Here is a 12,974-nt window from a genome sequence, read left to right as displayed (position 1 = left end):
TCCGCATGGTTTGCGCGTCACATGTCTCTCCTTACTCCGAACGCCCATGGAATTTCTCTCTTTGCGCCGCGCCAGCGTTGGCGCCCGGCTTGCCGTGCTCTCGTGCGTGCTGGTGGCATTGATTTTCGCCGCCTTTACATGGGCGCTCACACGCACCGCCGGCAAGCAGGTCAGCGATCAGGTGCTCGAGCGCATCGCCGATAAGGACCGCTCGATCGCCGCGATGATCACACTGTTCGACAAGGCGCTGTCGTCCGAAGTCGATCGCTCGATGTCCCTGTTTGCGAGCTTCATGCCCGCCGGCTACACACTCGACGAGACCCAGAACGTCGACATCAACGGCGTCGCCACCCCCACCATCAAGGCCGGCGACAAAGTCCTCAACATGGACTTCTCGGTTCCCGACCAGTTTCTCGAACGCAGCGGTGCGGTCGCCACCGTGTTCGCACGTAGCGGCGACGATTTCGTCCGCGTGACGACGTCGCTGAAGAAACAGGACGGCTCCCGCGCGATCGGCACGCTGCTCGACCGCAAGGCGCCGGCGTACGCGCTGATCCTCGCGAACAAATCCTATACGGGACTGGCTGCCCTCTTCGGCAAGCGTTTGATTACGCAATATCAACCGATCACGGACGCGAGCGGGCGCGTAATCGGCGCGCTGTTCGTGGGCGTGAACGTGGACAAGGAAATCCAGTCGGTCGAAGACGGCATCAGCAAACTGAAAATCAGCGACAGCGGTTACTACTTCGTACTTAACGCCTCGAAAGGCGCGGATCGCGGCAAGCTGATCGTGCATCCGGCCGCCGCCGGCCAGAAAGCGGACGACGCGAACGCGCCGTATCAGCAAATGCTCGACATGAAGGAAGGTCAGCTCGAATTCAGTTCCGCCGACGCGACGCTCGGCGAGCGCAACGCGCACGACAAATTCGTGTCGTTCATCACCGTGCCGCAGTGGCAATGGCTGGTGGGCGGCATCGCACCGCGCGACGAAGTGATGGCAGATGTCACCAGGACGCGCGATGAATTCCTGCTGATCGGTCTCGCGCTGGTCGGCGCGTTCGCGATCGTGTTCCTGATCGCCGTGCGCCGCCTTGTGAGCCGTCCGCTCGATGAAGCCGCAAAGGCGTCCGAGCGTTTCGCCTCAGGCGATCTGAGCGTACGCGTGGCCAGGGGTGGGCATGCACGTGCGGACGAAATTGGCCGCCTGATGCAGTCCATCGACGGCATCGGCGAAGGCCTCGCGCGCATTGTTTCGCAAGTGCGCAATGCGTCGACGGATATGTCGGAGGGCACCGAAAAGATCGCTACCGGCAGCGGCAACATCGCTGCGCGTATCGCCACCCAGGCGAGCAGCCTTGAAGAAACGGCGGCCAGCATGGAGCAGATCACGTCGACCGTGCAGCAGAACGCCGACCATGCCGCGCAGGCCAACACGCTCGTCACGCATGCCGCCGATGCCGCGCTCGAAGGCGGCCGCGCCGTCGAACGCGTGGTCTCGACGATGGGCGAGATCAGCCGCTCGTCGCAGAAGATCGCTGAGATCACCAGCGTGATCGAAGGCATCGCATTCCAGACCAATATCCTCGCGCTGAATGCCGCCGTCGAAGCGGCGCGCGCGGGCGAGCACGGCAAGGGTTTTGCCGTCGTGGCGTCGGAAGTGCGCGCGCTCGCGCAGCGCAGTGCGGCTTCGGTGAAGGAGATTGAAGGCGTGATCGCCGCCTCCACGGCGACCGTTCAAAGCGGTTTCCGGATCGCTGAGGAAGCCAGCGCGACGATGCAGGGCATCGTTCAACAGGTCGGCCAGGTGCGCGCGATCATGGCGGAAATCAGCGTTGCGTCGCGCGAGCAATCGGGCGGCATCGAGCAGGTCAACCTTGCGGTCACGCAGATTGGTGAAGCGACCCAGCAGAATGCGACGATCGTCGGCGAGGCGGAACTCGCCGCAGCCGAGTTGCGCGATCAGGCTGCGCGGCTTGCGCAGGTGGTGAGCGTGTTCAAGCTGGAGGCTGGGCGGGATTAACGCGCTGCCTTTGTAACGGCGCGGCGTCTTGCCGCGCCGTCACTGGAAGCGCCATCGTTGGTGGCGACGGTGATCGCACTAGCACTAGCACTAGCACTAGCACTAGCACTAGCAGTGGCAGTGGCAGTGGCAGTGGCAGTGGCAACGCTAAGGGCGCCGCCGTGCGCCGTCATCAAAACTCCACATCCAGTTCGTCGATCTCCTCCACTTCCTGCTGCGCGTCCGCGATCCACTGCTGCATTTCAGGCAGCGCCATGATGCGCTGCCCATACTCGACAATCTCAGGATCCAGTTTCACGTCGTAGGTCACGAAACGCGTCACCACCGGCGCGTACATCGCGTCTGCCGCGCTACGCTCGCCAAACAGAAATGGCCCGCCGTACTGCTTCAGGCACTCGCTCCAGATCGTCACGATGCGGTCGATATCCGATTGCGCCCGCGCCCACACCTTGAAGCCCGGGAAATGCGCTTTCAGGTTCATCGGCAATGCCGAGCGCAGCGAACTAAAACCCGAATGCATCTCACCGCAAATCGAACGGCAATGTGCGCGCGCGCGAATGTCTTTCGGCAACAACGCCGCTTCCGGTTTCAGCTCGTTCAGATATTCGGCAATCGCCATGGTGTCCCAGATCTTGATGTCGTCGTGAAAGAGACACGGCACCAGAATCGAGGGCGACAGCAGCAGCAATTCGGCGCGCGCGGCGGGATCGTCGATCGACGTCACGATCTCTTCGAACGGCAGGCCGCTGAATTTGGTCAGCAACCAGCCGCGCAGCGACCACGACGAATAATTCTTGCTGCTGATAGTGAGCGTGGTATTCGCCATACGATTCTCCTCCAGATGGGGCGTTCGTCCGACGCCTGGCGATGCGCATGCACGTTGCCGTGCGCGGGCGCACCAAAGCGCGGCAATTTCGGCCCGCTTCGATGACTCGCGCAAATGCTATGCCAACGTGCAGGGACGGCCGCGCCAGTGCGACGGCATGATTGGCACATGACTTGCCTCTATTCGGGTTCCTTCCTTTCCTGCCCTCGTGCGAAGGTTATGAACCTGTTCGCATATCCCACATACCAGGCTTTCGCCGACATGATGCTGCCGATGCGGCACGGCGCTGCGCTGGTGAATCATTCGCTCGACGCCTGGCCCGCGTTTGGCGACACGTCGCATGGACGCTCGATACGCGCCGCCTGCGAGTTGTTGACCCTCGCTGGACTCACGCCGGTGAGGCCGCCGTTCGGCATCGATAGCGTGGTGACGGAAGGCAATCCCGTGCGGATCGTCGAGGAAGTGGCAGCGCACACGCCGTTCTGTTCGCTGGTGCATTTCCGTAAGGACACCACGCTTTCGCATCCGCAGCCGCGCGTGCTGGTGATCGCGCCCATGTCCGGCCACTTCGCGACGCTGCTGCGCGGCACCGTGTGCACGATGCTGGCCGAGCACGACGTCTACATCACCGATTGGCACAACCCGCGCGACGTGCCGCTGAGCCAGGGCCGTTTCGGCTTCAATGAATTCGTGCAGCATGTGATCGACTTCACCGAAACAATCGGACCGGGTGCACACCTGCTGGCGGTATGTCAGCCGACGGTCGCCGCTTTGGCCGCGGTCGCGCTGATGGCCGCCGACGATAACCCCGCGCAGCCCGCCAGCATGACGCTGATGGCGGGTCCGATCGACACGCGCATCAACCCGACGCGCGTCAACGAACTGGCGAAGAGCAAGCCGATCGAGTGGTTCGAGCAGAACCTGATCAGTGCGGTGCCGTTTGGTTTTGCGGGCGCGCACCGTCGCGTGTATCCCGGCTTCGTGCAGTTGACCGCGTTCATGTCGATGAACCTCAGCCGCCATCTCGACTCGTTCGAGACGATGTATTACGAGCGTGCCAAAGGCGATCCGGCGAAGGCCGACACGATCCACACTTTCTACGAAGAATACTTCGCGACGATGGACCTGACGGCCGATTTCTATCTGGAGACCGTCGATACGGTTTTTCAGCGGCATGCGCTGCCCTTGCATGAGCTCGAGGTGGAGGGGCGTCTTGTGGAGCCTTCGAAGATTCGCCGCACTGCGCTGCTGACCGTGGAGGGTGAAAAGGACGATATCTGCGCCGTGGGGCAGACGCTCGCCGCGCAGGACATGTGCGACAAGTTACGGCCCTATCTGAAGACGCATCATGTGCAAACCGGTGTGGGGCACTATGGCGTGTTCAACGGACATCGGTGGGAGCGGCAGATTTATCCGCGCGTGCGGGCCGTGATTTACGACAACGAACCGCGCGCGGTGCTGGTGAGTTCGCGGGCGCAGACGATCAAGCCGGGTGTCGGTCGCTGCGGCAACGGAGGTGGTGGCGGCAGCGCCGGCCGCGTCGGCGGTCGTTGATGTCGAGATAGATACCAACGTGACGACTGGCTCGCCGAACGGAGCCGGCTCCGGCGGCGTCGCCAAGCCTCAGCCGGCGTCACGGGCGCCGCGCAGGCGGCCCCCGGCGACGCAATAAGCGGGTCGTTCAGGCGAGTTCATCGCGCGAAAAACTCAGTCGTTTCTTCAGATAGCAGCATGCGCGAACGGCGCGACTTCTTCTTTAGACAGTCGCATGCACCGATGATGACTCGGCCGCTCTCTGTGCGAGCCGCAGGCGGCCCCGTTATGCGGGCGCCTTGGCGCAGATCCGCTTATTAAGCCGCGACACTTTTCCACGGCTGTACCGCCGGCACTTCGCATGGACCTTCGACTTCGATCGATTTGAAATCGGCCGGTGACACGATTTCGATGTACTCCATATCTTCAGAGTAATCGAACAGATAGTGGACGATGCCCGGCGCCTGATGCACACAATCGCCGGCGGCGACGAGCGTCTCCTTGTCGCCGTACATGAAGCGCGCCCAGCCCTTCAACATGATCACAATGTGGAAATCGGCCTCATGACGGTGCCAACCGGTGCCTTGCTCTGGTGCGTGATTCGCCTTGACGAGTTGCGCGAGCACCTTGCCGCCGGTTGCTTGGGCGATGCCTAAATCACGGTAGAGAAAAAAGTCGCGTAGGCCCTGATCCACGTAGGACGTGTCTTGCGGACGGACATGGCTGAACTGCGTGGCGAATTCGGTGGACATGATCGCGCTCCTGGAGAGTGAGCCGGCAGTTGAAAACGACGCGTTGGAGCGTCGGTTGCAAGCATCAAGCGGGCCAGTTTGCGCGAGCAACGTTGCGTTGCCTGCAGGCGATCAGGCTAAGGACGCACCACGCATTACGCGGCGCGTCTTGCTTCAAACGTTTCGGCTAATGTGGACTTTTATGCGGTCGGGCGGAACATCTGGAACATCTCGCCGATTCCCGCGTAGTCGGCGCGGTAGCCGGCACGCATGATTGGCTGCGCGGCGTGGGTGTCGAACAGACCGTCTTTCAGATAGGCCTCGTTGATATGGACGCCGACCACTTGTCCGAGCGACAGGTAGTTGTCCATCGGCTTGCCGTCGAGGGTATGCAAACGGACCACTTGCAGCAGTTTGCATTCGAGCGCGGCCGGCGATTCGGCAACGTGCGGTACAGCGACGTTGCGACCCGGCGCAGGCGTGAGGCCAGCGAGTTCGAATTCGTCGACGTGGGACGGGACTGGTGCGGAGGAACGGTTCATCTGCTCGGCGAGCGGCTTGCTGGACAGATTCCAGACGAATTCGCCGGTGGCCTCGATGTTGGCGATGCTGTCTTTACGGCCTTCGCTGCAGAAGCCGATGATCGGCGGAAAGCTGGCGAACGCGCCAAAGAAGCTGTAGGGCGCGAGGTTCAAAGTGCCATCGGTGGCACGTGAGGAAATCCAGCCGATCAGACGCGGGGCGACGATGGCCTTGAACGGATCATGCGGGAGACCGTGACCGGCAGCGGGATCGTAGAAGTAGTGGGACATGGTTTGTGTTGGGCGTTTGCGGGTGAGGCGGGAGGTATTTATACCGCAGACTCGCTGGGGCTGCTGGAAGCGGGATTGGCGGGGTTGCTGTTGTTGGCCCTTCCGTGGATTCCGTTTGATCGATTGGCTTCGCGGTCCGACTTAACAGGCTTGAGGCTGTTAATACAAATTACAGCCTATAACCTGTTTAATTAATTTACAGCTTATTGCCTGTATTTGTGTGTTACAGTCCAAAGACTGTACGAGCCTGAAGAAAATCCGATGGATTACGCTATCAAGACGCTGAGTCAGCTCCGCCCCATTCTCCTGGGCTTCCGCAAGTCAGCAGGGCTCACACAGGCTGCCGTGGCCGAACTGTTAGGCATCACCCAGCAAAGCTACGCGCAACTGGAAGCCAATCCAGCAACAGCAAGCGTCGAGCGGCTTTTTAAGGTCATGCGTTTGCTGAACGTGGAACTGCGCATGAGCCAGGCGTCGTCCGCGCCAAGCAGTCAACCAGCGCAGGCCGACACGCCGAGGCTTCAACGGCACGTCCCCGCTGCCAGGAAAGCGGACCCTCCGTCTACGACCAACCGCGCAGGACGAACCCAGCAGGCGCCGAGTTCAAAACAGCCTCGCGGGGCAATCACGACCAAAAAGAAAAGGGAAAACTGGTAATCATGGCGCGCCGCTCTCAGACGCAACGACTCGACATCTGGATGAACGGCCTGCCCGTCGGCTACTGGGAAAAAGCACGGGAAGGTGATCGCCTGAGCTATCTCGACGAGTGGATCGAAGATGAACAGGGGCGTCCCCTTTCACTGTCGATGCCGTTCACGCCCGGGAATCAACCGTACCGCGGGGACGTGGTCAGCGCATTCTTCGACAATTTGCTTCCCGATAGCGATGCGATCCGCCGACGATTAGCTCAACGGCATCGCACGGGCAGCACGAATGCTTTTGACCTGCTGGTAGCGCTTGGCCGTGACTGCGTCGGTGCAATCCAACTACTCCCGCCTGACGAGCAGCCCACCGATCTTTACGACATCTCTGGGACGCCTTTATCCGAGTTGCAGATTGCGCAGTTACTGCGCAATGCCACCTCAGCGGCGCCGCTCGGCCAATACGATAGCGGTGCGGATTTAAGGTTATCGATTGCCGGCGCGCAGGAGAAAACGGCGCTGCTACGCCACGATGAGCAGTGGATCTACCCGACAGGTAGCACGCCGACCACGCATATCTTCAAGCTCCCGCTCGGCCTGGTCGGGAACATGCAGGCGGACATGCGGACCTCGATTGAGAACGAATGGCTGTGCTCAAAAATCGTATCGGCGTATGGACTCCCCGCAGCGAACTGCGAGATTGCAACGTTCGAGGATCAGAAAGCGCTCGTGGTCGAGCGTTTCGACCGTAGGCTGTCGAGCGATGCGAGCTGGATCGTGCGTCTTCCGCAGGAAGACATGTGCCAGGCCACCGGAAGGCCCTCCCATCTGAAGTACCAAGCCGACGGCGGCCCGGGCATCACCGAGATCATGGACGTATTGCTCGGATCCGACAACGCGGATCAGGATCGGCGACACTTCTTCAAGACCCAACTCGTGTTCTGGCTACTGGCCGCAACGGATGGGCATGCGAAGAACTTCAGTATTTTTCATCTGCCCGGTGGGTTGTACCGGTCGACGCCGCTTTACGACGTGCTATCCGCGCATCCGATCATCGGCCCGGGGAGAAATCAGATTGCGCGTCAGAAGGCAAAAATGGCGATGGCTGTTCGCGGTAGTACCAATCACTATCTAATCGACAAGATTCAACGGCGGCACTGGATCGAACAGGCTCGCCTGGTTGGGCTGGGAAGTGAGACGGCGCAGGACATTATTGGCGAAGTAGTTGATGCGACTGATCATGTGATCAGCACGGTGGATGCACTGGTGCCCTCGGGATTTCCGGACGGGCTGGCGGAATCGCTTCTGGGTGGGATTGGGAGGCAGCGGGATAGATTGATCGCGGCGTCGAGACCCAGGAAAGATGCCCTGTCGCCGCGCATCTGATAGATAGCCTTACCCGCGACTAATCACCCGCTTGCGGCCTTCCTTAACTCGCGCCAAATGCGCCTCGTCCCAATCATAAAAACCCGCACCACTGCGCACCCCCACCCGCCCCGCGTTCACCTGCTCTCGCAACAGCTCAAGGACATCTTCGTCCTTAGCAAGTTCCGGCATCAGATGCGTAGAGATGTCGAGGAAAGTGTCCAGCCCACCCATGTCCGCGCCCTCGAGCGGCCCGACGATTCCCCACCGGCGCCCGAGCGACGCCTTCATGACCCGATCGACCACATCTGGTGTCGCCGCGCCCGAGCGCACGATGTTCAACGCCTCGCGCAGCACCGCGAACTGCAACCGGTTGCCGACAAAACCCGGAATCGCCTTCGCCAGCACCACCGGCTCCATGCCGATCGCGCTCATCAACGCAGCGGTCTGCTCAGTGACTTCCGGCGCGGTCGCGGTACCCGGCACGACTTCGACGAGCGGGATCATGTGCGGCGGATTCCAGAAATGCGCGATCAGAAAACGCTCCTTCGCGCGCAGCGGAGCAACCAGTTGATCGGGCGGAAAACCGCTGGTGTTGCTCGCGAGAATCGCATCGTCTGCCATCAACCCGGCCAGTGACGCATACAGGCGATGCTTCAGTTCGAGTACTTCGGGAATGGCCTCGATCACGAATTGCGCCGACGCCATGACGTCGAGCTGCGCATGCGTCTCGATGCGCGCGAGCGCCGCCTGCCTGGCAGTGTGGTCGATACGTCCGGCGTCGATCAGTTCATCGAGTACCGCTTCCGCCTTCGGCACAACGCTCGTGAGGCGCGCCGGGTCGACGTCGTGAACGATCGTCCGGTGCCCGTGCAATGCACTTTGCGTCGCAATACCGACGCCCATCAATCCCGTGCCCACTACGCCTATGACTGCCTTGTCCACGCCGCTCCCCTGCTACCGTCGATGAAAGCTTCGAAGCATAGCGCAGCGTGCCGTTTTCCCAGGCCGAACGTGACAAAGCCGGTCTTCCGTGAGGAAGGACCGGCTTTGTGGACTTCACGCCGCGTCATGCGGCGCCGTCATGTGCGCATTAATAGCGCGGGGGCGGCGGGCGATGGTCGTCGCCGTGGTGATGCGGATCGTAGTCGTGCGGGTGATGACGCATCCAGTCGTCATGAGCCCAGTAACGATGGCCGTCCCAGTAACGATCGCCATGCCAGCCGATGTTGATCGATATGTCCACCGGCATCATATGCGGCTGACCGTAAACCACCGGTCCCGGACCACCCTCGATGACCACCCGTTCCTGGGCGAAAGCGCTGCCGGCTGCGAGCAACGCGCCGCCCGCCAGCAAGGTTGCAATAATCGACCGCGATGTCTTGTTAAAGGTTTTCATAGTGACCTCCCGTGCAAAGTTTTGTGTCAAGCCAGCGCCCGTGTTCGGTCAGCATCGAACCGCGATTTTGGGTTCGGACCAGACGCCGTACGCTTGAGACCAACTTTAGCGGCGCGAACCGCTTGAAGACGTGAGCACTTGTAAGCACACGTTTCGTAGAAAGGGACTGATGATTAGCTGCATTTTCGGCGTTCGCCGCCCGTCTGCAGCGCACGCGCGGTAGATCGACGGAATGGCGCGAAAGCACCGTGTCAGCCGCCGTTACATTCATTTCGGCCTGGAAATATTCGGAAAGACGGGGAATTGGGCGGTAACAGTCCAGGACGGCACCAAAAACAAAAGCCACGGCACGCGTTTCGCGGGCGGTGGCTTCAATGATGCGAGGCGCACTCGACGTGCGCGCCCATGCGCGGCGGTCCGCGCTCAGGCCATACAACTTTGCTTTTTAGTCAATCAGCTTGATGCCGAAAAACGTAGCTTGCGCTTTGCGCTGACGCTCGGCTTCGCTGCAGCGTGCTGCATACGAATAGTCCAAATCCATTTCCAGATGGGGCGACGCAAAGAGGCCCCGGGCCTTTTGGAACAATGCAAGAATGAAGCTCATGGCGACTCCCGGTTGGTTACTGTGCTTGCTAGGGTTTTCCCTTAAGAAGAATTATAGGGTTTTCCCTATGCAAAAGCTAGTGCAATGCAGCAATTTCTCGGGTGTGGTGTGTTGTCACAGGATTTTTGTCCATGGTGCGTCGCATCACGACAACGTCCCTGTTTTTCATATTTCAGGGTCAAAAGCCTCCGCTTACTGAAGCGTAGTCGACTGCGGCTTCCTGCTGCGCGTGGGTTTCGGGCTCGTCATGTTTTTGCGAGGGTTGACCACGGCGGCATCGACAGCGCCTGCCGCGGCGCTCTCCGCCCGCACCAGCGTCGCGCTGTTGACAGACACGATCAGCCCCGGCAGCGTGCGCGCCGGATTCTCTTGCGGTTTGACGGACGCGCCCGTCGCCGAAAACTCCACATTCAATGCCCAGTGCCCTTCGTGTATGCCCTGATCGCGCAAAAGCGCGCCAAGCAGTTCCTCGATGGAGTATTTGTGCTCGCTGGTCGGCATGGTGGCTCCCGCCAGAAGATGCGCTGGCGTATCCGGTCCGGCTTCGCAACAGCAACGGGAGTGTAGAACGCGAGGTTTGGCTTGCGACGGGGCAGCGCCGGGAGGTGCCTTACGGCGCCTATCCGGGGGAGGCGGGGGGACGGGAGGCAGCCTCGGAGCCGGGAGCCGGGAGCCGGGAGCCGGGAGCCGGGAAGCGGGAAGCGGGAAGCGGGAAGCGGGAAGTATGCACCCGGTCGTTTGCGCCGGCGAAACGCGCCGCCGCGGCCGGCTAACGCCGGCGCGGCGGTCGCTGAAGATCAGTGCGAGGTGGCTGCTTTCGGCTTGTGCGCGTGCTGTGCGCGCGCGCCACGTTTGGCATGGGCGGGCGTCGCCGCGGCTGGCTGAGGCGCTGCGCTTGCGGTTGCGCCAGAAGCCGCAGTGGCTGCCGCCGCGTTCGCCATCGCGAGGTGAGTGTCGAGCAAGCTGGCCATGGCGGCCTGCTGGTTCTGCATCATCTGTTCGATGCGGTGCTGCTGGGCGGTGGTTTCACGCGTCAGGCGCATCAGGAGCACGGTCTGCGTGATGCCGATCGCGACCGTCATCAACAACGCGCCCACCACGATCGACAGCATCCATTTCATGCGGCGTGAATGGTCAGTCGCGGCAAGGCGTTGATCGGAGATCACGCCATATAAAGCGTCGACCGTATCGGCGAAGGCCGTCGCTCGCGCGCGGTCGAGTTCAGGCGCGGCACGCAGCGCTGCCGCGGCAGCCTCGGCGCGCTGGGCTTCGCGGAAGGAGGGCGTAGCGAAAGCGGCGTGCGCGGATGCGGATGCAGGTGCGGACTCAGACGCAGGTGCAGGTGCAGGTGCAGGCGCGGACGCAGAAGCAGACGCATTCCCTGACGGCTTCAGCTCAGAAGCCGCCACCCCGGTCCCAGATTCCGACGAAGCCGACCCGCGCTCCGCTCCCGCACCCACGCCTTCGGCGCCGGCCGCTTCTCGCGAAGCCGTCGTCGCCTTCACGAAGGTCGCCGCGAAGCGCTGCGGCGGCATAGGCGGCTTGGCACCGCCCGAGGTCGAAACAGCCGTTGTCTCTGTCGTCGTGGCACCCGGCTCAGCCGCCTGGCGCAGCGCGGTCACGCTGCGCGCCACGGTCGCCGCCGCCATCGCAGGCGTGAGCGGCACTGCCGCGTCACGTGCCGATGCCGCCGGCTTCTCTTCGGCCGGCGCCTCTGCTGCCACGCTCACGTCCTCGAAAGCCAGCTCACCAACGGGCGATGCCGCCACCTCCACGGCCTCCGTCTCCAACCCGCTCAATTGCGCGTTCACCGGCGCCGGTTCATCGGACTTCGTGGCACGAGGCGCGCGGCGCGCCGCCCTTGCCTCCAGCGGCACGCCATCGGCATCAATCGCGCCAACCGCGGCCAGCACGACATCGGGTAATTCAAAACCATGCAGCGTGCCTTGCCGAACGTCGATATTCATCGCTTCCAGCGTAGCGCGGGTGGGATCGTCGGGGAACAGGTCGAGCGTGCTGTCGTCGCGTGAGGCATCGCTCAGTTGCGCGAGACGTTGTGCCGAGCGCGCGGCGCGCGCCAGCTTGTTTTCAGTTTCGGTCGAGACGGTGGCCTGACGCCGCTTCTTCGAAGCGGCGCGCTGAGGCCGGGACTGCGTGGATGCTGCGGAATCTGCCATAGAGAAAAAAGCGGTCGTCGCCGGAAAGCGGGCGCCGAGCACCGCTCGTCAAAGCCATTGGAATTTTTCGAGACCGCATTGTCGCATGGCCGCCCGCCCCTGCCGAAGCCATTCGCCGACGTTTTTCCGTTTTTAAGACGACACCTCGTCCTGCCGGAACTGCCTGACGCCACGCAGCTGACGCAAGCGTGCGCAGATCGCTTCATATTCGGCAGTCGACACGCGACTCAACGTGATCACCACTTCATCGCACTCCGGCGCGTCATCGCTTTGCTGCATCACGAACTGCTTGACGCGCGGGCTCGCAACGCCGAGTTCGTCGTGTAGCGAATGGAATGTCATGGCACCGCGCTCGACGATCATCGTCAGTTGGCGCCGTTGCTTCGTCGTGATGAAGCGGCGCTCAAGCGGCTTGATCCCGGCGAGGATGATCAGAATGATGATGGTCGCGGCGATCGATGCCGTATACAGCCCACCGCCGACCGCGAGCCCAATCGCTGCGACCGACCAGAGGCTTGCCGCCGTCGTCAGCCCGCGCACGATTTCGCCGCGCAGCAGAATCGAGCCCGCACCGAGAAAGCCGATGCCGGAGACCACCTGGGCGGCCATCCGCGACGGATCGAGCACAACGTGTTCGCCCGACAGCACTTCGGCAAAACCGTAGGCCGACACGATCATGATCAGCGTCGAACCGACGCAGACCAGCATATGCGTGCGCAACCCCGCGGCCCATGAAAGCCGTTCGCGCTCGAAGCCGATCACGCTGCCGAGCGCAGCGGCCAGCACCAGACGGGAAATGAGTTCAAGGTTTCCCAACATTGTTTTTCCTCCTTATCTGAAATGATTTGAAGCGTATTCCGCACCTG

The 12,974-nt window shown here is 61.9% G+C and carries 12 protein-coding genes and 1 pseudogene; 4 read left to right on the top strand and 9 right to left on the bottom strand.

The window, feature by feature from the left end; translation table 11 throughout:
• The first annotated feature begins 46 nt into the window (after positions 1–46).
• Entirely contained in the window at positions 47–2,020 is a 1,974-nt protein-coding gene (locus PQQ96_RS22245) for a methyl-accepting chemotaxis protein (protein ID WP_408296597.1), read from the top strand.
• Between the two features lie 172 nt (positions 2,021–2,192).
• Here PQQ96_RS22245 and PQQ96_RS22240 read toward each other — a convergent pair whose 3' ends face one another.
• Entirely contained in the window at positions 2,193–2,846 is a 654-nt protein-coding gene (locus PQQ96_RS22240; RefSeq protein WP_408296594.1) for a glutathione S-transferase family protein, read from the bottom strand.
• A 219-nt stretch (positions 2,847–3,065) separates the two neighbouring features.
• Between PQQ96_RS22240 and PQQ96_RS22235 the strand changes: the two are divergent.
• Positions 3,066–4,518, top strand: a pseudogene (locus PQQ96_RS22235) (polyhydroxyalkanoate depolymerase).
• A 178-nt stretch (positions 4,519–4,696) separates the two neighbouring features.
• Here PQQ96_RS22235 and PQQ96_RS22230 read toward each other — a convergent pair.
• Positions 4,697–5,131 (bottom strand): cupin domain-containing protein, encoded by a 435-nt coding sequence (locus tag PQQ96_RS22230; RefSeq protein ID WP_074289073.1) that lies wholly within the window; start codon positions 5,129–5,131, stop codon positions 4,697–4,699.
• 179 nt (positions 5,132–5,310) lie between these two features.
• Complete coding sequence (locus PQQ96_RS22225; protein WP_408296591.1) at positions 5,311–5,922, bottom strand: flavin reductase family protein; 612 nt, start codon at positions 5,920–5,922, stop codon at positions 5,311–5,313.
• A gap of 261 nt (positions 5,923–6,183) precedes the next feature.
• On the opposite strand from PQQ96_RS22225, the gene PQQ96_RS22220 reads away from it, so the two are divergent.
• Together PQQ96_RS22220 and PQQ96_RS22215 are read left to right on the top strand one after the other, a co-directional pair.
• Positions 6,184–6,579, top strand: coding sequence for a helix-turn-helix transcriptional regulator (locus PQQ96_RS22220; RefSeq protein WP_408296588.1), 396 nt, complete (start codon positions 6,184–6,186; stop codon positions 6,577–6,579).
• A gap of 2 nt (positions 6,580–6,581) precedes the next feature.
• Complete coding sequence (locus PQQ96_RS22215) at positions 6,582–7,949, top strand: type II toxin-antitoxin system HipA family toxin (protein ID WP_408296585.1); 1,368 nt, start codon at positions 6,582–6,584, stop codon at positions 7,947–7,949.
• A gap of 9 nt (positions 7,950–7,958) precedes the next feature.
• Here the strand turns inward: PQQ96_RS22215 and PQQ96_RS22210 are convergent, their stop codons facing one another.
• From PQQ96_RS22210 to PQQ96_RS22185, 6 genes are all read right to left on the bottom strand, one after another.
• Positions 7,959–8,873, bottom strand: a complete 915-nt coding sequence (locus PQQ96_RS22210; protein WP_408296582.1) for a 3-hydroxyacyl-CoA dehydrogenase family protein — start codon at positions 8,871–8,873, stop codon at positions 7,959–7,961.
• 148 nt (positions 8,874–9,021) lie between these two features.
• On the bottom strand, positions 9,022–9,327 hold the full coding sequence (locus PQQ96_RS22205; RefSeq protein WP_408296579.1) for a hypothetical protein: 306 nt from the start codon (positions 9,325–9,327) through the stop codon (positions 9,022–9,024).
• A gap of 445 nt (positions 9,328–9,772) precedes the next feature.
• Positions 9,773–9,931, bottom strand: coding sequence for a hypothetical protein (locus PQQ96_RS22200; protein WP_172308624.1), 159 nt, complete (start codon positions 9,929–9,931; stop codon positions 9,773–9,775).
• A 192-nt stretch (positions 9,932–10,123) separates the two neighbouring features.
• Complete coding sequence (locus tag PQQ96_RS22195; RefSeq protein WP_408296577.1) at positions 10,124–10,432, bottom strand: hypothetical protein; 309 nt, start codon at positions 10,430–10,432, stop codon at positions 10,124–10,126.
• A 296-nt stretch (positions 10,433–10,728) separates the two neighbouring features.
• Entirely contained in the window at positions 10,729–12,108 is a 1,380-nt protein-coding gene (locus PQQ96_RS22190; protein WP_408296574.1) for a hypothetical protein, read from the bottom strand.
• 132 nt (positions 12,109–12,240) lie between these two features.
• A complete protein-coding gene (locus PQQ96_RS22185; protein ID WP_408296572.1) occupies positions 12,241–12,927 on the bottom strand; it encodes an MgtC/SapB family protein in 687 nt (228 codons plus the stop codon).
• Between the last annotated feature and the right edge of the window lie 47 nt (positions 12,928–12,974).

It is taken from the genome of Paraburkholderia sediminicola, from assembly GCF_046027825.1.
GTDB classification, from domain to species: domain Bacteria; phylum Pseudomonadota; class Gammaproteobacteria; order Burkholderiales; family Burkholderiaceae; genus Paraburkholderia; species Paraburkholderia sediminicola_D.
This window is presented reverse-complemented; position numbering and strand designations above follow the sequence as displayed.

What these genes read in the sequence shown, in the direction of transcription:
- PQQ96_RS22245 (WP_408296597.1), top strand. Translation starts at nt 47, where the DNA reads ATGGAATTTCTCTCTTTGCGCCGCGCCAGCGTTGGCGCCCGGCTTGCC.
- PQQ96_RS22240 (WP_408296594.1), bottom strand. Translation starts at nt 2,846, where the DNA reads ATGGCGAATACCACGCTCACTATCAGCAGCAAGAATTATTCGTCGTGG.
- PQQ96_RS22230 (WP_074289073.1), bottom strand. Translation starts at nt 5,131, where the DNA reads ATGTCCACCGAATTCGCCACGCAGTTCAGCCATGTCCGTCCGCAAGAC.
- PQQ96_RS22225 (WP_408296591.1), bottom strand. Translation starts at nt 5,922, where the DNA reads ATGTCCCACTACTTCTACGATCCCGCTGCCGGTCACGGTCTCCCGCAT.
- PQQ96_RS22220 (WP_408296588.1), top strand. Translation starts at nt 6,184, where the DNA reads ATGGATTACGCTATCAAGACGCTGAGTCAGCTCCGCCCCATTCTCCTG.
- PQQ96_RS22215 (WP_408296585.1), top strand. Translation starts at nt 6,582, where the DNA reads ATGGCGCGCCGCTCTCAGACGCAACGACTCGACATCTGGATGAACGGC.
- PQQ96_RS22205 (WP_408296579.1), bottom strand. Translation starts at nt 9,327, where the DNA reads ATGAAAACCTTTAACAAGACATCGCGGTCGATTATTGCAACCTTGCTG.
- PQQ96_RS22200 (WP_172308624.1), bottom strand. Translation starts at nt 9,931, where the DNA reads ATGAGCTTCATTCTTGCATTGTTCCAAAAGGCCCGGGGCCTCTTTGCG.
- PQQ96_RS22195 (WP_408296577.1), bottom strand. Translation starts at nt 10,432, where the DNA reads ATGCCGACCAGCGAGCACAAATACTCCATCGAGGAACTGCTTGGCGCG.
- PQQ96_RS22190 (WP_408296574.1), bottom strand. Translation starts at nt 12,108, where the DNA reads ATGGCAGATTCCGCAGCATCCACGCAGTCCCGGCCTCAGCGCGCCGCT.
- PQQ96_RS22185 (WP_408296572.1), bottom strand. Translation starts at nt 12,927, where the DNA reads ATGTTGGGAAACCTTGAACTCATTTCCCGTCTGGTGCTGGCCGCTGCG.